This is a genomic window from Acinetobacter sp. YH12126, assembly GCF_013418745.1.
In the GTDB taxonomy this organism is placed as follows: domain Bacteria; phylum Pseudomonadota; class Gammaproteobacteria; order Pseudomonadales; family Moraxellaceae; genus Acinetobacter; species Acinetobacter amyesii.
The window spans coordinates 1-19,438 of the sequence record NZ_VPBM01000027.1; the positions used below are offsets into that span (position 1 = coordinate 1).

Annotated in this window: 18 protein-coding genes and 1 riboswitch; of the genes, 8 read left to right on the forward strand and 10 right to left on the reverse strand. The window is 41.5% G+C overall.

Going from position 1 to position 19,438, the window contains the following annotated elements:
- Positions 1-278: 278 nt before the first annotated feature.
- The 5 genes from FTU62_RS15880 to FTU62_RS15900 form a co-directional block, all read right to left on the reverse strand.
- Positions 279-590: a 3-hydroxybutyryl-CoA dehydrogenase gene (locus tag FTU62_RS15880; RefSeq protein WP_180035831.1), complete on the reverse strand. Its 312-nt coding sequence runs from the start codon at positions 588-590 to the stop codon at positions 279-281.
- A gap of 136 nt (positions 591-726) precedes the next feature.
- Entirely contained in the window at positions 727-1,098 is a 372-nt protein-coding gene (locus FTU62_RS15885) for an MmcQ/YjbR family DNA-binding protein (protein WP_218948640.1), read from the reverse strand.
- Between the two features lie 36 nt (positions 1,099-1,134).
- On the reverse strand, positions 1,135-1,740 hold the full coding sequence (locus FTU62_RS15890; protein ID WP_180103180.1) for a murein L,D-transpeptidase family protein: 606 nt from the start codon (positions 1,738-1,740) through the stop codon (positions 1,135-1,137).
- A 112-nt stretch (positions 1,741-1,852) separates the two neighbouring features.
- Positions 1,853-3,298 (reverse strand): YdiU family protein, encoded by a 1,446-nt coding sequence (locus tag FTU62_RS15895; RefSeq protein ID WP_180103181.1) that lies wholly within the window; start codon positions 3,296-3,298, stop codon positions 1,853-1,855.
- A gap of 122 nt (positions 3,299-3,420) precedes the next feature.
- Complete coding sequence (locus FTU62_RS15900; protein ID WP_078194143.1) at positions 3,421-4,581, reverse strand: acyl-CoA desaturase; 1,161 nt, start codon at positions 4,579-4,581, stop codon at positions 3,421-3,423.
- A 189-nt stretch (positions 4,582-4,770) separates the two neighbouring features.
- Between FTU62_RS15900 and FTU62_RS15905 the strand changes: the two genes are divergently transcribed.
- Positions 4,771-5,304: an META domain-containing protein gene (locus FTU62_RS15905; protein ID WP_180103182.1), complete on the forward strand. Its 534-nt coding sequence runs from the start codon at positions 4,771-4,773 to the stop codon at positions 5,302-5,304.
- 66 nt (positions 5,305-5,370) lie between these two features.
- Here the strand turns inward: FTU62_RS15905 and FTU62_RS15910 are convergent, their stop codons facing one another.
- The 3 genes from FTU62_RS15910 to FTU62_RS15920 form a co-directional block, all read right to left on the reverse strand.
- Positions 5,371-6,084, reverse strand: coding sequence for a glycerophosphodiester phosphodiesterase (locus FTU62_RS15910; protein WP_078194141.1), 714 nt, complete (start codon positions 6,082-6,084; stop codon positions 5,371-5,373).
- 185 nt (positions 6,085-6,269) lie between these two features.
- Positions 6,270-6,854 carry a cob(I)yrinic acid a,c-diamide adenosyltransferase gene (locus FTU62_RS15915; protein ID WP_180074270.1) on the reverse strand — a complete coding sequence of 195 codons (585 nt, stop codon included), beginning with the start codon at positions 6,852-6,854 and terminating at the stop codon, positions 6,270-6,272.
- Positions 6,855-6,901: 47 nt separating this feature from the next.
- The gene (locus FTU62_RS15920; protein WP_180103183.1) at positions 6,902-8,755 is read right to left on the reverse strand and encodes a TonB-dependent siderophore receptor; all 1,854 of its coding nucleotides are present in this window, start codon (positions 8,753-8,755) and stop codon (positions 6,902-6,904) included.
- 236 nt (positions 8,756-8,991) lie between these two features.
- Positions 8,992-9,148: riboswitch (cobalamin riboswitch) on the forward strand.
- Positions 9,149-9,273: 125 nt separating this feature from the next.
- Here FTU62_RS15920 and FTU62_RS15925 point away from each other — a divergent pair.
- The 6 genes from FTU62_RS15925 to FTU62_RS15950 all read left to right on the forward strand — a co-directional run bounded on the left by FTU62_RS15925 (position 9,274) and on the right by FTU62_RS15950 (position 15,779).
- A complete protein-coding gene (locus FTU62_RS15925; RefSeq protein ID WP_180103184.1) occupies positions 9,274-11,142 on the forward strand; it encodes a TonB-dependent receptor domain-containing protein in 1,869 nt (622 codons plus the stop codon).
- Positions 11,143-11,302: 160 nt separating this feature from the next.
- The gene (locus FTU62_RS15930; protein WP_180103185.1) at positions 11,303-11,944 is read left to right on the forward strand and encodes a phosphoribosylanthranilate isomerase; all 642 of its coding nucleotides are present in this window, start codon (positions 11,303-11,305) and stop codon (positions 11,942-11,944) included.
- On the forward strand, positions 11,928-13,154 hold the full coding sequence (trpB, locus tag FTU62_RS15935) for a tryptophan synthase subunit beta (RefSeq protein WP_180103186.1): 1,227 nt from the start codon (positions 11,928-11,930) through the stop codon (positions 13,152-13,154). The genes FTU62_RS15930 and trpB overlap by 17 nt, the downstream gene beginning before the upstream one ends.
- 221 nt (positions 13,155-13,375) lie before the next feature.
- The gene (locus FTU62_RS15940; RefSeq protein ID WP_180103187.1) at positions 13,376-14,101 is read left to right on the forward strand and encodes a CPBP family intramembrane glutamic endopeptidase; all 726 of its coding nucleotides are present in this window, start codon (positions 13,376-13,378) and stop codon (positions 14,099-14,101) included.
- Positions 14,102-14,122: 21 nt separating this feature from the next.
- Positions 14,123-14,647 (forward strand): DUF1543 domain-containing protein, encoded by a 525-nt coding sequence (locus tag FTU62_RS15945; protein WP_180055840.1) that lies wholly within the window; start codon positions 14,123-14,125, stop codon positions 14,645-14,647.
- A 139-nt stretch (positions 14,648-14,786) separates the two neighbouring features.
- On the forward strand, positions 14,787-15,779 hold the full coding sequence (locus tag FTU62_RS15950) for a DUF2804 domain-containing protein (protein WP_180035840.1): 993 nt from the start codon (positions 14,787-14,789) through the stop codon (positions 15,777-15,779).
- A 51-nt stretch (positions 15,780-15,830) separates the two neighbouring features.
- On the opposite strand, the gene FTU62_RS15955 is transcribed toward FTU62_RS15950, so the two are convergent.
- The gene (locus tag FTU62_RS15955) at positions 15,831-16,706 is read right to left on the reverse strand and encodes a metal-dependent hydrolase (protein ID WP_078191325.1); all 876 of its coding nucleotides are present in this window, start codon (positions 16,704-16,706) and stop codon (positions 15,831-15,833) included.
- Between the two features lie 145 nt (positions 16,707-16,851).
- Between FTU62_RS15955 and FTU62_RS15960 the strand changes: the two genes are divergently transcribed.
- Positions 16,852-17,880 (forward strand): AraC family transcriptional regulator, encoded by a 1,029-nt coding sequence (locus FTU62_RS15960; protein WP_180103188.1) that lies wholly within the window; start codon positions 16,852-16,854, stop codon positions 17,878-17,880.
- 84 nt (positions 17,881-17,964) lie between these two features.
- Here FTU62_RS15960 and FTU62_RS15965 read toward each other — a convergent pair whose 3' ends face one another.
- Complete coding sequence (locus FTU62_RS15965; RefSeq protein WP_180103189.1) at positions 17,965-19,299, reverse strand: Na+/H+ antiporter NhaC family protein; 1,335 nt, start codon at positions 19,297-19,299, stop codon at positions 17,965-17,967.
- Positions 19,300-19,438: the final 139 nt, after the last annotated feature.

A 19,438-nucleotide genomic window follows, 5' to 3' on the forward strand; every position in this document is an offset into this window, starting at 1 on the left:
AAGATTTAGGATTTCAGCAGCACGGACCTGGGTAATACGATGATCTCGAACGTCTTGCAGAACTGCAAGCCGTTGAATTTCTTTGTCAGACATAGTGATCAGCATCTATATTTATATCCAGTCCATGATGATAAAAACCATCATAAACTAGACATTTTTATTGGTGAGAATATAGACACTTTAAATGGGTTCTAACAAAATTATTTCGTATAACGTGTATTATGTTAATTTTAGGAAATCTTTAGAATCACTATGCAGATAATCAATTCAATTGCGAATCACTTTATATTGTTTTCTACACAATAGTTTTTCCATTTATTTTTAAAGTCTTCTATAGCTTTTTCTGCTTCTTCCTCTTTGGTATAGACAGGTGATTTCTTCACTTCATCTACTATCTGATTGAAAATTTCACCTTCCTCTTTGAAGAGGTTGCTATAAATACTTTTAGCTTTTTCTACATCTGAACCCATTTGATGAAAAGTCATCAATGTGTCTGCTGCATATGCAATTCCATCACATTGTTCATTGTCATCCGCATTTGAAAAGGAACAAGTTAGTAATAATATCGAAAAAATTATTGGTTTTTTCATAATGGGAAATTTCATTTTAAATATGAATACTAAAAGATTTCTATGGATATTAAAATCCATAGAATTTTACTTCACTTAACATAATTGCGATTATACTAAATTTGCAAAATCAACCAGATCGAAAGGGAAGTGTTATCTAAACACTCCTCAGCAACTCAATCCTTTGCCGCTGTCCTTTATTTAACTTGGATACAACTAATTCATAAGAATTTAGCACCAAATCCTGCAGCAGTTCTTCTTCCAATTCTTCATCTGTAAAAACAGAAATCCAATGCTTCTTATTCATATGCCAGCCCGCACGAATAAAGGGATAAATATCTTTAAGCATTGCGCCATTGTCTGGCAGCACTTTTAAATTGATAGCTGCTTTGCCTTTTAAATGAAAACTCAGCATAAAAACCTTATCCATCACTTTAAACACATCACAGCCTTCACCAAAAGGCTGGCTGCACGTGGTTTCTGGCAGGGCGAAGGCCGTCTTAGCAGCTGCAGCGTGTAATGCAATCATAAGAAATAAACTAAAAATAAGCTTGAATGTTAAAGCCTAAGGATGAATATGAATAACGGTATCTTTATTTACCAATTGCCAAATTTCATCCATATCAATATTACGCACTGCAATACAGCCCCAAGTCCAATCTTTTTGTGGGAAATACGTCATCAGTTGTGGTGCAGCTTTCATTTGTAAACTGGTCGCCGAACCATGAATCATAATGTCACCACCTGCAGAAACCCCTAGATTTTTAGCCTTCTGTTTATCGGCCGCATTGGGGTAAGAGATATGCAGCGACTTATAAAATGAACTTTGTGGATTGCGCCAATCTATATGATAAGTTCCTTCTGGCGTCTTGCCATCACCTTCTTGAACTTTATGTCCAAGCGGTTGAAAACCCAGACGCATCGGGTAACGCCGAATGACCTGATCCTGATGTTTTAACTCTAAATAACGCTCAGCTTTATGTACCTGAATATTGTCGATCGGCGTTTCTGTGCGAATTTTTTGAATTTGCAAATCACTTAATTTAGGTGGAAAGGCCAGTGCATTGGCAGGTGTAGGTAGATATTTTTCAAATTTTTGATAGCCCGAATAGCTTGCAACAAGGCAGATTAGGATAGCGAAACTAAAGATCGTGATATTTTTTCTTGTCATTGTAATTTAGTGGATAAACTGCTTTCGCAGTCCATCGATTTCTGAATTGTGGATAATGTTTAAATTATCCACAATTTTGATTCGAGTGAAATGTGGATTTGTGGATAATTTTTTAAGACGAGCAGCTGACCATCACTTCAGGCACATCACTTGGTAAAGGTCCTAAATCTTCAGTTTTTTCTAGGTCAAGTTGTTTAGTAAATGGTTGGCTCAATAATGTAAACAAACGCTCAACTTCTGAAAAATCATTACGTTCAGCAAGCTCAATGGCCTTTTGCGCCATATGGTTACGCAAGATATATTGCGGATTGGCCTGTGCCATTTCCGCATCTAAAGCATCGGTGTCCTGATGCTCACGGATACTTTCATATTGTGCCAAGAAACCTTCAAAGGCGCGGCGGTCTAAGCAGTCATCTTTAATGGCTTCATATTCATGATTTTGCAGACGAATAAAGCTTTGCGTGTAGTCCAGCTGTTCACTTTGCAGAATACGCAAAAAGGCCATGGCGCAGTCAAAGCTGTCTTTATGGAAACTTGGCAAACCCATTTTCTGAGCTAAGCCCAATTTATAATGTTCTAAGAAGGTCAGTTCAAAATGCTCTAAGCACTTAGCTAAATCTTCTTTCCACTGTTCTTTGTCATAATCTGCAGGGCAGAGCGGAACGAGATTATTCAGCCATTGCCATAAATTCCAATGCCCAATGCTCGGCTGCTGCTGATAGGTATAGCGGCCTTGGTAATCCGAATGGTTGTTGATCCAGTTTGGGCGGAAGCGCTCCATAAATCCATAAGGTCCAAAATCGAGCGTTGAACCAGTAATATTCAGATTGTCAGTATTCATCACGCCATGTGCAAAGCCAATCAGCTGCCATTTGGCAATCATCACTGCGGTACGCTGAATGACTTGGGTCGCAAAAGCTAAAATAGGTTGTTCGGCATCCAAGCATTCAGGGTAGTGCCACTCAATACATTTCTGCGTGAATTCAGGCAGTAAATCACCCTGATACTGATTGATCCATTCAAAGTGCCCCAAACGGATATGACAGTCAGATGTACGCAGCATCATTGCACCGAGTTCGAGTTTTTCACGCTGTACGCCTTGCTCAGAACTGGTAAAACCCACCGCATTGCTTGATGCAACGCCTAAGCTGTTCAGCGCATGTCCTGCCAAATATTCACGAATGGTCGAGCGCAGCACTGCACGACCATCGCCCATGCGTGAGTAAGGGGTCGAGCCGGCACCTTTGAGATGGAGGTCAATGGTTTGCCCATGTTTATCGATGATTTGCGCAATCAATAAGCCGCGTCCATCGCCTAATTGGCCTGCCCATTGTCCAAACTGGTGACCTGCATAGACCATGGCCAAAGGTTCAAATTCAGCAAAGGTTTTTTGACCGCTGCAGATGTCTACCCACGCAGCTTGATCTTCTGCCGACCATTGCAGCTCATCTGCAAGAGCCGCATTAAAATGCCCAGCTTTTGCGCCTTTTAAAGGTACAGGCTGCTGATGATGGTACAGGCGAGGTGGCAGGGTGTTATAGCGGGCATTGAACAGCATAATGATCTTTAAAAATTCAAATTATGTTTAAACTATAGCAAAGACCAGATAGAAAAACTGTAGCTTAAAATCAATAAAGCCTCCACAAGGGAGGCTTTATCATTTGAGGAGCTTTAAAACAGTTAAGCGGTTTTCTTTTTCAAATTACGCATTAATTGATTCAGTGTTTCACGGTGCTGAGATAGGCGTTGTTCAACTTGCTGGAATTCAAGTTTGAGTTTGTCATCCATTTGATGAATTTTTTCAGCAACTGCTGTTTTCTTCGCTTGAATTTCCTGTTCTTTTAATTTTGCCCAGTCATTCAAAGTTTGCGAAAACGCATCATATTCTTGAGAAATACGTTGTTTTGCTGTGGCGATGTCATCGGTCATATTCAGACCATAAATCGCAAGGTCTTGTTCAGCATATTTAAACTTCATTGCCAACTCAGCTTTTTTAATATTAAAGCTTGGAATACGGCGTAAGTTCTTTGCCAAACCTAATTTAGAACATGACCAAATTAGCCATTTAGTTGGGTCATATTGCCACCATTTCACACCATTACGGTAGTCGTATTGGAAAATGTGATGGTAGTTATGATAACCCTCACCCCAAGTAGCAATAGCTAGAACAAAGTTGTCACGTGCCGTATTTTCATCAGTATACGGACGTTTTCCCCACATATGGCAAAGTGAGTTAATAAAGAAAGTTACATGATGGCTTAAGATTAAACGCATTAAACCGCCCAATAATAGAACGCCCCACATATCACCTACAGCCCAACCAATTGGCAACAAAATAGCTGCGTGAACGGCAATCACTAGAGGGATGTAATATTTGTCTTGGAACATCACGACTTTATCTTTTAATAAGTCAGGTGCATTTTTATAGTTTGGTGCTGCTGCAGGATAATCACGAAGCATCCAACCAATGTGTGCATACCAAAAACCACGGTTAATTGAGTATGGATCTTGATCCACATCATCAACATGACGGTGATGTGTACGGTGGCCTGAAGCCCAAAATAAAATACTATTTTGAACTGCAAAAGTACCCATGAGCATTAAAATGATTTTTAAAGGCAAGGTTGCTTCATAAGCACGGTGTGCCCATAAGCGGTGATAACCTGCGGTAATACCTAAACTACTGACACCCAGTAAAACAAACATACTGATCCAAGCAGCGGCACTAAAATCATGATTAATGGCATATAACGGAATTGCAATAACTGCGACAATAGGTAAAAACACCAATGCAAAAATGGCAATCCAGTTCATTGGGGCTTTGGGTAGGGGAGCATTCATCTCCAACAGCACTCCTGAAACCTTGGGAGGTATAGATAGGACGAATCCCATTAAACTTTTAAGGGATTTTAAACGTACAGAATAGTAGCACGGGAAAACCCGTTTTCACCACTGTTATTGTACAGTTGTATTGTTCTAGACAGTAACATAATACGACTGAAGTTATTTGACTTTTTGTGGAGTAAGAAGATGCCAAAAAAACAGCAAATTTGTCAAAATAATCTGAAATTACTTATCAAATACTGCATCTGGGGCAGCTTTCTGATCAGTTGTCTTGGACTGATGGCTTGTCAAAGTTCTCCGACACAGACGGTGACTACAAAGTCACAAGGGAAGTCATATGGCAGCAGCGTTGAGCAGCCATTAAAAGTTATTCGCGTGAACGATGGGATACAAGATATTCCATGGACGATTGTGAAAATCGCTGGACAAAAAGCTAAGTTCTTTCATCATCAACCTTATCTTCAGTTCAATTCGCAATTTCGACAAATTCAGGGAAATACGGGATGTAACACTATCAGTGGCACTTATGTGATCGATACCTTAAAACACAGCGTTGATCTGAATGCCCGAGCAGGTTATTTCAGCTGTGATTCGGCTTTGGCTCAAGAGGCTGAACTTTCAGATGCCTTGCAAGCCGCAACTCAATTCCAAATAAAAGGGAAACAGATGACGATGCAAAACAGTCTGGGAAAAACTGTATTGGTTTTGGAAAGAAAATAGACCGATTGAAATAGCGACGTGTTGATCGAGAAGTGAATTACACAAATCTAGGTGAATAAAGCAGCATTAAAAATGCTGCATCATTAATTTAGGATAGTCGGTAATTAAACCGTTGATGCCCCAATCTTTAAGCTGTTTAGCACGATCAACGTCGTTGACGGTCCATACACTCACATTTAATTTTGCCTGCTGTGTGGCCTGAATAATGTCTGAATTGGCAAGTTGGTTCATCCAACCGATTTGGATACAACCTAATTTGAGTGCTTGTTCAATCGCTTTAAATTTTACGTCCGTTTCAACCAAAAGCCCGCGTTTGAAGCCGGATTTTTTTTGTTGCAAAGCAAGATGAATTTTAGGGTCAAAACTGGTGATCACCGCGGAATGTTCGAACCCTTGGAGCTGTTGTTCCAAGGTTTCAGTCAGTGCTTCAGCTTCAGTCTGTGTCTTCACTGCTTTCACTTCGACTTCAATATGATCGAAGTTATGAATAATTTTGAGCGTTTGTTCGAGCAGTGGCGTCGGCTCAACTTTATTCCATTCTGACCAAGTCACAGCATGGTTATAGGGTTCTAACTCTTGTGAACTACATTCATATAGATGTTTATCTTGACCTGTCGTTCGCATAAATTGGTCATCATGCATGATCACTAGGGCACGATCTTTAAGTTGCCGAACGTCAAATTCGACAGCACGAATTCCTAAGTCTTGAATATATTGGAAACCACCTAGGGTATTTTCAGGTGCTTCACCACGAGCGCCACGGTGACCGATTATGCGCATACGAGGCCTACAAAAAAAGATGTTAAGAACATAATGTCCTGTAAGAATGACAGGGAGATGACACTGTTATTTTGATCCGATCATTCTGAAATACAAGAATGATCGGACGAAATGTTTCGATTTATTTCAATGTAAAGTAGACTTTTAATTGATCAAAGGATTTGAGCAATTTTTGAATCCAAAACTTATTGATCAATCGTGTCGTTAATATTTTTCTGCCACAGCACTTCAGAGCCACCTTCAGCACGTTGTAATGTACGCGATGCAACAAATAACCAGTCTGAAAGGCGGTTCAAAAGCTGCAATGACGGTGCTTGAATGTTCTGGTCGCGGTTATGTACAGCCATTAAACGGCGTTCTGCACGTCGGCAAATTGCACGAGCTTGATGGGCAAAGCTGCACACCAATGTTCCTGATGGCAGGATAAAGTCTTTGAGCATTGGCAGCGCTTCATTCATGCGGTCGATGTCATTTTCCAAAAACTCAATCGACACAGGCTGTACCAAGTTGAAGTTTGGAATACAGACTTCACCGCCAAGGTCGAATAACCAATGTTGAATTAGGCTGAGGGATTTATCCCAAGTCGCTTTGTCTTCAATGCTGCTAAGTGCAATGTGTGAACGCAGAATACCAATACTTGAATTGAGTTCATCGACATCGCCTAGGGCTTCGATGCGTAAATCATCTTTAGCTACGCGAGAACCGTCGCCTAAACCTGTCGTGCCTGAATCGCCTGTGCGGGTATAAATTTTACTTAAACGGTGGCCCATTTTAATTGTCCATTTTTTGATTAAAAGTTGAATAAATCAGTGTGAAATTAATATCTAACTGTGATGCCAAAGGAAGCCAAACGGCCGCCATTTAAATAGAATTTGCCGTCGAAATTGCCAGCAGAAGCCGTTTTATATTGAACATCGCCGACATTTTGAATATTGGCAAAGAAGCGCAGTTGCTCGTTGGGTTGGTAATAACTATTGAAATCAATCTGAGCATGTCCAGGGATCACATCCTCATCATAATTACTGCTGTCTGAATGGCTGTTCGCACTCAGCGTTGTTGACAGCCCATAATGTTCATCAGCCCAACCAGCTGACAATGCCAGTTTTTGACGTGGGCGGCGGCTCAAATCCAAACCTGTTTTATCATTTTTTGCTTGATTGTAGCTATAACTGGCCTTTGTAAAAAATGCCTCATTGCTCCAATTCACATAGACTTCTGAACCTTGAATGGTCACTGCATCAATATTGGCAAACTTCCAGTTATTGTTGGGATCAGAATCAATAAGGTTATCAATTTCAGTTCTGTAGATAGACAAACCAGTTTTTAGTTGTGGTGTCATTTGTAGGTCTAGCCCAATTTCATAGGATTGACTTTCTTCGGGTTTTAAGTCAGGGTTTGCATAGTCGCCATAATATAAGTCGTTCATGGTTGGCGCTTTAAATGCTGTACCAATATTGGCATAGCTACTAAACAACGGCGTGAAAAAATAACGCGCAGCAACTTGTCCGACCGTGTGTTGACCATATTTTTCATGGTCTTCACGACGAATACCCGCTTGAGTTTTTAATTTATCAGTTTGATATTGGTGCTGTAGATAATAACCCGTACTGTTTAAGTCTTGATGAAAAGACTCTACAGTTTTTAGCGTTGATGTTTCTAGCTGCCGATGGGTGATGCCTGCAATGATGTTCTGAGACGGCGTCATTTGCTGTTTTGCGGTCAGTTCATATTCAGTGGATTCATAATGGGTCTGTTCAAAGATTTTGAGCTGTTCCAACTCATCTTTAAAATAAGACACGCGAGCATTCAGGGTCAGCTGATCTGTGGGGTTGAAGCGTGACTTCAGGGTTGCAATTTGATTTTTAAAATCTTGCGACTTTTGCTTATATTGCAGTGAATTCCAGCTGTATTGCTCATATTGAGAATTACCTTGGTTTTCAGAATAATCCAATGAAGTGCCAAAGCGTGTTTCTTCATAGCCAAATTTGGCAGACACGCCTTTTTGATTAAAGCTAGAAGCTCTGGCATTTTCATGTTCATGAATCAGTGTGCCGTCGGTTTCTAAACGCTGTCCACGAATTTGCGCATAAAAACCTTGCTTGGCTAGGTCTACCCCGACAGTACTTTTATAGGTTTGATTTTCACCTATTTCAGCGCTGATAAAAGCTGCATTTTTTTCAGGGGTTTTGCTAATGATTTGTACCACACCACCAATGGCATTGGTGCCATAAAGGACAGAGGCTGGGCCTTTTAAAACCTCAATCTGCTTAATGTCTGTGGTATCTATAAAATTATTTGGCGCTAAACCGCTGGCATCATTATTTAAACGGACACCGTCACGCAATACCAAAGTGTGGTCTGACTCTGTGCCACGTAAAAAAAATGAAGCTTGTTGTCCATAGCCACCCAGCTGCACCATATTGATAGAAGCATCACTCATTAATAAATGTGGAAATGATGCAATTGGTGATTGATCTATGAGCGACTCGTCAATAATGGAAATACGTGCAGGTACATTTTCTAATTTTTCTTGTGAGCGTGTTGCCGTGACGACAATGGTGTCCAATTTAGGTTGTGCAATGGAATCTGCTGCAACAGATATTTGGGAGCTAAAAATACAAAGGGCAGATATGCCAGCTGCAAGAGCAGTCGGCTGAAAAGGAAAAGGCATACAAAGCTCCATGCATTTACCCCACGTAAATGATTGAGTGATAGAACACAGTGAGCAGGTATCGGACTGGCAAGGCATTGCTTGCGCACCGTTGCGGGGGCAGTGTTGTGGAAACTTCCCATGCCAACTGTTGTGAATGGCTTAAGTATAGAGAACTCCGATTTATCGAACAATCAAATCTATCGGGCATTTTAGTGTTGCTGCATATTCAGCTTGACTTGCTGTGGGGCAGAAACTAATCTGCCCATGCTTCAGGTGCTTCCTTAATTGAGAAGTGAAACTGGGAAGTCAGTCCAGCAGTATAGAGCTGTTGTTATCTGACACTGCCCCCGCAACGGTGAATCGTTATTCATAACGTAAGTCCGGAGACCGGCCTGATGCAGACCTATTCATAATGCGGCGGGCGTTATAGCGGGATTGCATCATTGCGCCAATATTGGCCTTGCATTGCTGACCCTGAATCCGCCTGCGTTATCCATTTTATTATTCGCACGGGCGGTGCGATCGGGGAATACAGCATGCATTCTTTTTCTAAGACTCTTATCGGGTCGCTTTTTGTTTTATCTCCACTTTCTGCTGCGATGGCAGAAGACCAAGTTCATCAACTTCCAGTCATTACCAACACGGTTGCCAATATTGTTGAGCAAGACTCACAAGAAACTTTGGCGGCAGTGACCGTGATTAACCGTGAAGAAATTGAGCGCAAGCAATTTAATTCACTACAAGACTTATTACGTACTGTGCCGGGCGTAACATATAGCAATACTGGTGGTTTAGGGAAAACAACCAGTGTTTCTATTCGCGGTACAGGCAATCGCCATGCATTGGTCTTGGTAGATGGTCAAAAAGTGGGTTCTGCAACGCTTGGTGAAACGGCTTTTGAGCATTTCCCCATTGATCAAATTGAGCGTGTCGAAGTTCTGCGTGGTCCGCGTTCAAGCTTATATGGTTCAGAAGCCATTGGCGGTGTAATTCAAATCTTTACCCGTAAAGGGACGCAAAATGGGGTGAAGCCTTTTGCATCTTTTACCTATGGTTCACATGAAACATATCAAGGGAATGTTGGTTTAAATATTCGCCAAAATGATACTTGGGCAACTCTGAATGTTGCAGGAACGAAAACTCAAGGCATTGATGCGACAAATATTAATGAATCTAATGACTTGGATAAAGATGGCTACGAAAATAAGTCAGCATCTCTGCGTATGGGGCATAAATTCAATGATCAATTTGATGTTGATGCAAGTGTCTTAGTCGTTGATGGTGAAAATGAATATGATAATAGGGATGACTGGGGTTCTCCTTATATTGATGCAAAAAATGTGCATAGTAAAATCGAGCAAAATGTTTACAGCATTGGTGCTACCTATAAGCCTTTTGATATATGGACAACACAAGTCAAGTTAGGTCGCTCCGAAGACAAGTTAGATAGCCGAGATGGCTATCCATCAGTGATTAACACCCAGCGAGATAGTTTATCTTGGCTGAATACATTGGACTTTAATCAGCAAAATACATTGATGCTTGGCTTTGATTATCAGAATGATGAAGTATCAGGTACTAAATCTTATGCTGTTAAAGAGCGTGATAACAAAGCTTACTTTGCGCAATATCTAGGTTCATTTGGTAACTTCGATGTGCAAGGTGCAGTCCGTCAGGATGATAACGAGCAGTTTGGTAATCATACGACTGGAAGCGCGACTTTAGGATATCGCTTCAGTGATGCAGTGCAAACTTATGTCAGCTATGGTACGGCATTCAAAGCCCCGACATTCAATGATTTGTATTGGCCAGGAAGTGAAAACCCGACATTAGTTCCAGAAGAGTCTGAAAACTATGAAGTTGGTTTTAAAGGTGTGGTGAGCAATGTTCAATGGGAGCTAAACGCTTTCTATAATGAAATTGAAAATATGATCGCATGGGCACCAAATGCATCTTGGAATTATGTTCCAAGCAATATAGATAAGGCAAAAATTAAAGGCACTGAACTATCACTCACTCAGCAGTTGAATAATTTTCTTTGGAATATCAATTATACCTACCAAGAGCCTGAAAATGAGACAGCAGGATCAAATGGCAAACAACTGGTCTTAAAGCCAAAGCAAATCTTTAATGCTTCCGCAGACTATACAATGGATAAATGGACTATCGGTGCTTCAGTTCATGCAGAAGATAAGCGTTATACCAATGCTACAAATACTGATGAGTTGGGTTCATTTGCTATAGTAGATACGCGAGTAACTTATCAAGCAACGCCTGAATTTAGTGTTCAAGCCAAGCTTGCCAATATGTTTGATAAAGAATATTCGACCAACTACAGCAATAGCACTTTATTTAATCAAGACGGTCGCACAGCTTGGGTAACACTGCGTTATGCGATGAAATAATCGATTCAATAATTCAAAAAGCCCTGAACATTCAGGGCTTTTTATTTTTGCAGTGGAATCATGCTGAAAATCCACGCAATGCATGAAAATTGCATTACAATGATTCGCCTTTATATTCATAGATAGGCTGTGAATAGGGCGGAGTCAGAGCCAAAACAACATGCGAACCCGTGCCAAAATCTGCGGAATTACACGTACTCAAGATATCCAATCTGTCGTCCAAGCTGGCGCAGATGCGATCGGATTTGTATTCTTTGCGCCCAGCCCGCGCAGTGTAACGGCAGTGCAGGCCGCTGAACTGATTCAGCATGTGCCGCCCTATGTGCAGACCGTGGGTTTATTTGTGAATGCATCGGCTGCAGACATACAGGATATTTTAAAAATTTCACCTGTAGATATCCTGCAGTTTCATGGTGATGAAAACCCTGAACAGTGCCAAACAATTGCGCAGTCCGTTGGGCGCCGCTGGTATAAAGCCATTCAGATGAAACCTGAACTGGATGTGATTGCCGAAATCCAAGCTTTTCAGCAGGCAGGGGCAAGCGCCGTACTGCTCGATGCATGGCATCCAGAACTGAAAGGCGGTACAGGGCATAGCTTTGACTGGGCACAGTTTCCAAATCTCGATATTCCTTTAATTTTGGCGGGCGGTTTAAAGCCCGAAAATATTGAAGAAGCGATTCAAATCACTGGTGCTTACGCCGTAGATGTGAGTGGTGGTGTAGAATCGGCAAAAGGTATTAAAGACCAACAACTCATAGAACGCTTTATGCAAGGAGTCCATCGTGGATCAGCAAAATAAGATTGACTATACCCAATTCCCTGACGCACAAGGGCATTTCGGTATTCATGGCGGGCGTTTTGTGTCAGAAACTCTAATGGCAGCACTTAAGGACTTAGAAAAGCTCTATTTCCGCATGAAAGATGATGCCCAGTTTTTGGCAGAATTCGACCGTGACTTGGCGTATTACGTCGGTCGTCCTAGTCCTTTGTATTATGCTGAACGATGGTCGAAAGAGTTGGGTGGTGCGCAAATTTATTTAAAACGTGAAGACCTGAACCATACAGGTTCACATAAAGTGAATAACACCATTGGTCAGGCTTTGCTGGCTAAGCTTTCAGGTAAAAAACGTATTATTGCGGAAACTGGCGCAGGTCAGCACGGTGTAGCAACGGCAACAATTGCAGCGCGTTTAGGCCTTGAATGCGTAGTGTTCATGGGTGCAGAAGACGTAAAACGTCAAGCGATGAACGTGTACCGTATGCGTTTGCTTGGCGCGACAGTTGTACCTGTAGAAAGCGGTTCAAAAACATTGAAAGATGCCATGAACGAAGCGATGCGTGACTGGGTAACCAATGTTGATTCAACTTATTATGTGATTGGTACTGTTGCAGGTCCGCATCCGTATCCGCAATTGGTTCGTGATTTCCAATCGATCATTGGCCGTGAAGCGCGTAAACAAATTCAGGAACAAGCTGGCCGTTTACCAGATGCGCTTGTTGCATGTGTAGGCGGCGGTTCAAATGCAATGGGCTTATTCTATCCATTCTTAAATGATGAAGATGTGAAAATGTACGGTGTTGAAGCTGCAGGCTACGGCATTGAAACGGGCAAGCATTCTGCACCATTAAACGCAGGTCATGTCGGTGTACTTCACGGTAACCGTACGTACTTGATGTCGGATGATCAAGGTCAAATCATTGAAACGCATTCAATTTCTGCAGGTTTAGATTATCCAGGTGTAGGCCCTGAGCACAGCTTCTTAAAAGATATGCACCGTGTGAACTATGTGCCAATCAATGACTCTGAAGCGCTGCAGGGTTTCCGTGATTTAACTCAAATTGAAGGTATTATCCCTGCGCTAGAAAGCTCACATGCGATGGCTTATGTGACGAAACTTGCACCGACCATGGACAAAGACCAAATCATTATTGCAACGGTGTCAGGCCGTGGCGATAAAGACTTAATGACCGTTGCCCGCATTGATGGCGTGGAAATGGTTGAGATGTAAACTCCTTTAAGCCTCTCCCTTTGGGATGAGAATCTCGGAATATATTCTGAGTTCGCAAGTGGAGAAGGTGAATTAAAAATCGCGCAGAAGCAATTCCGCGCGATTTTTTTTGGGCTGAAAATTTTATTGAGGCAAATCTCTACAAAACAGATGTAGAATAAAAGTGTGAAATAAATCACAATACTGTGTAAATTTTATTGCTTTAGAAAGACTTTATAACAATGACGTTTACCCAATTGGTTCGTGCAGAATCCTTTCCAACCCATATTTATTGGCAATGGCGTGATACTTTTGCGCTGTGCATTCTTCCGCTGATCTTGTTCAACAGTTATGTCTTAGACCAATTTTTTGGTGTTTCAGCTCAGGTTGCTTTGGGTGATTCGATCTTTCGCGGTATTTTATTTATTGCCGTGTGTTGGCTCTATAAAACGATGCTGTATACGCACTGGCAAAAGTATAAACAGGCCTTTTGGCGTTCAAGCCTGTTGGTGGTTGTCGGTGCAGTCGTCTTACAAGTGGTGATTTCTTTTACACGCAGTCTGTTGCCCGTTGGTGAGAGCATTGAAAAAGAATCGACCATTGATCCTAATACGATTGCGTTTTTTAGCTTGCTGATCATCAGCCTTGGGCCATTATTTACCGCTTTGCTTGAAGATATTATTTTCCGCTATACCTTGCTGCAAAAGCTGTTTGTACAGCCGTGGCTGTGGCGAGTGATTTTGGTCTTGCTGAACTCAATCTTATTCGGCTTGATACATTATCATAATTTTGATGGCGATTTGATTGCGACCATCAGTTTTATGGCGGCAGGCCTATTTCTCAACCTCATCTATTTGTGGACGCGTAACATTTGGCATGTCTTACTCATTCATTTCGTCAACAATGCAGTACTCTCTTTAGGCGGCGTGATTTTGTTGAAATTACTTCAGCCCTATGTGGGCAGTTGAAGTCAAAAATAGGGGGAGATTGTGTCCAGTTTATTTATGGTGATGCTCGGCGGACGCCATCCAAGAGCAAATATCGAAGTGCATGATGTCATTCTTGCAGTGGGTAACGCATTAGAAGAGGTTTATCCGCAACTGAGAACGGCATGGTTTGGTGAGCAAAAAGGCTTACATATTGATGCTTGGGCACAGGTACATACAGTCAGCACTGAAAATCGGCATTATCGTATCCAATTTTGTGATGCCGCGCCCCGAGCTGAAGATGAAAAATTATGGCTGATTAATCTCGGGGGATATGATGCCCGCGAATTTGGTGAATTACATCGTTATGTTTTGGTGACGGGACAAAATGCCAGCGTTGCAAAACAACGGGGCAAGGCTTTTTTTGAGTCACATTGGCAAAAACAACATACCGACCGAACCCTAGATGTTGATGATTGTATTGCGATTGATCATGTCTATGGGCGCTATATCGAATTGGTTGAAACCCCGCATAGCCAGCAAAATTCATGGAAAAATGATTACATCTTAATAAATGAACATTTGTGATGATTAAGAGCTGAAATGTCAGCTTTTATATTTTTTTGTGATATTCGCCTGAAATCAGATGGATTGTCTTTTCAGGCGTTAAATAATAGGCATAATAACATTCAGGATTTAGACCTTAAACCTCAATGGAATGGCGTATATGGATTTAATACGGCCGAATGGACAGCCGCATTATGGGCGTTTTAGTGAACTTCCCAATCGTATCGATTTAAGTAAGTATGAATATAAGACACCGTATGGAAAACGACTTCAAGGTTGGCGTAAGCGTTTAAAATATAAAAAATTTAAATTTTGTTGTATTCAGCATGAACATTATACGATTGGTCTAGCGATTGCCGATATCGCGTGGGCAGGGCACGGTTTTGTCTATGTGTATGACCATATTACGAATGAAGTGTTGGAATGGAATTCGATTAATTTCCTGTCACGCAATACCGTTTTAGATGAACAACCTTTATTTAATCAGAGTCATTTTATTAAGTCAGGGATTCAACTGGACATTCAGCATGCCAATGGTGTGCGATACATTCAAATGTCGAAACATGGCGAACTCAAACTGAGCGCTCGAGTGTTTTGTGCGGGGACTGATCCGCTGAGTATGTGTAGCCCCACAGGGATTAATGGTTGGACCTATACTCAAAAACTAACGACGTTAGGCTGTGAAGGTTTCTTTATCAATAAGCAAGGCAAGACCATTCAATTCCATGACCGGACATTGGTGTCTTTAGATGATACCTGTGGTTTTCTTCGTCCTGAAACCGCATGGTTCTGGCTGTCGTGTAACTTTTGGGATAGTCAAAATCGACGCGTTGGGATCAATCTTGCCTCTGGTGTAAATGAAAGCTTTGGCAATGAAAATTGCCTGTGGGTCAATGGACATTTGTATCCCATGTCTGATGTGCTGTTTCAGCAACAAGGCGATAATCAATGGAATATTAGCTCATTAGACAACAGCTTAAATTTGATCGTCAGCACAGGTTGGCGGCGCTATGAAAACCTGAATTTAAGATTGGTCGGTAGTCAGTTCAGTCAATGGCAGGCAAAAATTAGCGGTACAATTCAACGTGATGGCGAAGAAATTGTATTCTTAAATGAATATGGTTTGCTTGAGCAGCACTATGCCAAATGGTGAGTCTAAGCCAATAAAAAAGCCGCAATCGATGCGGCTTTTTTTATTCAGTTGTTATTTTGCAGCTTGCCAAAACACTTCCGCAGCTTGAATTGGATCATTGGTTTCTTCATAAGTTTTTAACCAGAGATCATAATTTTGCACAATGGGATGCTGACTCGGATGGAAGTCTTTTTTAAACCAATCTCGATATGGCTTGCTCATTCGGGTGAGGGTGCCATTTTTACCAAAGAACCACGGTAAGCCTTTCATATTTAATTTTAAACGTTCAGTGAAGCTGAAGCCGTCATGTTTCAGCATCACATTGGCACGGTATAAGGTAAAGCCGAGCATCAATCCACTGGTCCAGACCAGAGTGAATTTCTTTAAATTTTCATCGACCTTAGCCACATCTTTCATCACATCAAAAGCCACATCGCGATGTTCCATTTCTTCTATCGCATGCCAAATAAATAATGCACGGACATAAGGATGCGCAGATTCTAGTACGGACTTTTGGCTACAAAAGGTTTCAGCCATCAGCGCAGTCAAATGTTCGGCGGAAGCCGTCATGGCAATGTTGTATTCTGGTGAGCGCTTGCTCAGTTCAAATTTAAAAATTTTATTCAGACGTTTAATGAACGCATCGACAGGCATGCCTTGTTGTTTCATCAACATATTCATTTTGTCATGCGCCATACCGTGCTGCGCTTCTTGACGAATAAAGTCAGCGACACGTTGCTGTAAATCAGGATCTTGAATTTGACTGCGGAACAGACGTACAGATTCAATAAAATAGCGCTCGCCATCAGGAAAGGTCAGGCTCAAGGCATCAAACATACGAGTTAAAAAGGGGTCTCCGCCAAACCAATAGCGCGGGATTTCTTCCAACTTAAAATTTAGTTTTGTGCGAACAATGGGTTCGACTTGATATTTGACGATAGCATTCATGATATTTTTTCTGTGCGAGTCGTATTGATTGCAGTATGTCGGAGAAATTGCACTTTGTTTTGACAGATATTGCCAATTTTTATACATTTTACGCCATGATGAAAATATAAAATGTCAGAATTGGCAGGTCAGAAAGAGGGGCGAGATGGCTGAAATTCAGATCCCAAATGGTTACTTCCAATTGTGGAATATGGTCTTAATTGAGCGTGAATTAAACTATACACAGCTCGAATGGATTGCGCCGTATGCTGCGCAAATTCAGCATGTGCTGTCTTTGCCGATCGACTCTCAATCGCCGAATTCTTTTTTTAACAGCATCATGCAACTGACTCAGCAGCATCTGGATTGCCCGCAATTGGTGTTTGAAATGGCCAAGTATATTCGTGCAGAGCATTTTGGGGTGTTAGGCTATATGGCGACACTGAGTAATAGTGTTGCAGATGCTTTGCAATATGTGATGCGTTTTAGTCGTTTGGTGATTGATGGCGCGCAAATTGTGCCGATGAATATGAGCCATCAAGATCATCAAATTATACTGTCTTGGCCACAGCATGATGATGAATATGCGTTGGTGAATGAATTGACGATGGCCTGTATGGCACATTTGGCCAAGCAAATTTTTCCAGATTCTTTAAAGTTACTCCGTATTCATTTTGCGCATGCACCGCGGATGGCTCGTTATCACTATGAAAAGTTTTATGGCTGCCAAATGGAATTTTCGACCCTTAAATATTCATTTGTGATTCATGCCGATAGTTTGGATTTAAAGTCAGAACTTGCTGATCCGTCACTGATGCAATTGTTATTACGTCAAGCAGAAGAGGCGATAGCCGCTCGTCCGCAACATGCAGATCCAATTATACAGATGCAACAATGCATAGCAGATTATCTCAAATTACAGCAGCAAGCCCCTAAAATAGAGTGGTTAGCAGAGGAGTTACATCTGTCAGTCAGAACCTTGCAACGACAGTTACAGGAGAAAGACACCTCGTTTAAACGGCTTTTGGAGCTTGAACGGATGAAACGCTGTGAATATCTACTTTCACAACAAACCCATTTGACAGATATCGCTTTACAGCTGGGTTATTCAGATCAGTCTGCTTTGGCACGTGCTTTTAAGGCATATAGCGGAGAGACATTATTAGCGCGGAAAAAAACCTTGAGATTAGAATAAAACATGCAGATTGCTCGTCAAAAAAAGCCATTCATACAGCATTAAAAAAAGCGGTCAAACGACCACTTTTCTTTTAAGCCAAGCTTATGCTGCGGCTTTTAATTTTGGATAACGCAGTAAAATGGCAAGGATGGCAAAGATTGCCAAGACCCAACAGTAATACACACTACCAATCAGTTCTACAGGCGAAAGTTTTGCGATCGAACAAGCCAGTAACAGCTGAGCGCCATAAGGAATGAGACCTTGGATTACGCAAGAGAAAATGTCCAAGAGCGCAGCAGCACGTTTAGGGTCTACACCATATTCTTTCGCGACTTCACGTGCCATGTCACCAGATAAAATAATTGCGACAGTGTTATTTGCTACAAATAGGTTGGAGAAAATTACCAAGAAACTGATACCAATCTCACCTGCGCGTTCAGCACCAACTTTAAAGCAGCGTGTCATGCTGTAAATGCGTTGAATTAGCCATTCTAAACCGCCTTCTTTTTGCATAATGGCAGAAATACCACCCAAGAAAATAGAAAGCAGGGCAACTTCAAACATGCCGGTAAAGCCGTCATAAATAGAATTATTTAAGCTTAAGAAATTAAATTCAGGTTGAATGACCAAACCAATCAAACCAGATAACAAGACACCAATGGTCAGTACAGCAAGCACGTGCAAACGTGAAAAGGCCAAAATAAATACGGCTAAATACGGCAAGATCAGCCAAGCATTATAAGCTTTGTGTTCAATCGCTTGTGAGCCTTGACTCATAATTAAATAGATACAGATGCTGACGATCGATGCAGGAACAGCAATCCAGACATTGACCTTAAATTTATCGCGAAGTTGAACTTTTTGACTGTTCGTTGCAGCAATGGTGGTATCTGAAATCATTGACAGATTATCACCAAACATAGCACCACCGACCACAGCACCAATGGCATACACCACTTCAATTTCGGTGACTTGTGTAAAACCAAAGGCAATTGGCGCGCAGGCTGCAATGGTGCCCATGGAGGTTCCCATCGCTGTGGCAATAAAGGCCGCAATAATAAACAGCATAGGCAGCACGAACTCAGGCGCAATCATCGATAGTCCGAATTGCACTGTTGCATCGACACTACCGATGGCACTGCTGACACTGGCAAAAGCACCAGCGAGCATAAAGACCATGAACATTAAGATCAAATTCGGGTGGCTGGCACCTTTCATAAATGTATCAATCGCGTCATTTATCTTGCCGCGATAGAGCAAAATTGCCAATACAATTGCAGGAAGAGCAGCGACTGGGGCTTTCACTTGATAGAACGCAAACTCAGTTCCAATGATGGAATGGTAAATACCACTGCCCAAAAAAATGGTCAGAAAAACAATAAGCGGGAGCAGTGCAAATGCCCGAGCAGGCACTTTCACTTGTGAATCGGAGGACATAGGAGATAAAAAAATAAAAGTATGCGGCTAGTATAAAGCAGGTTTTGCAATTTAAGGAAAATTAAAATGTAAATGCTAAGCCTGTTATTTTTAACATTTTTTTGATGATAAAATTAAGTTAATCTAAAACCTTATAATT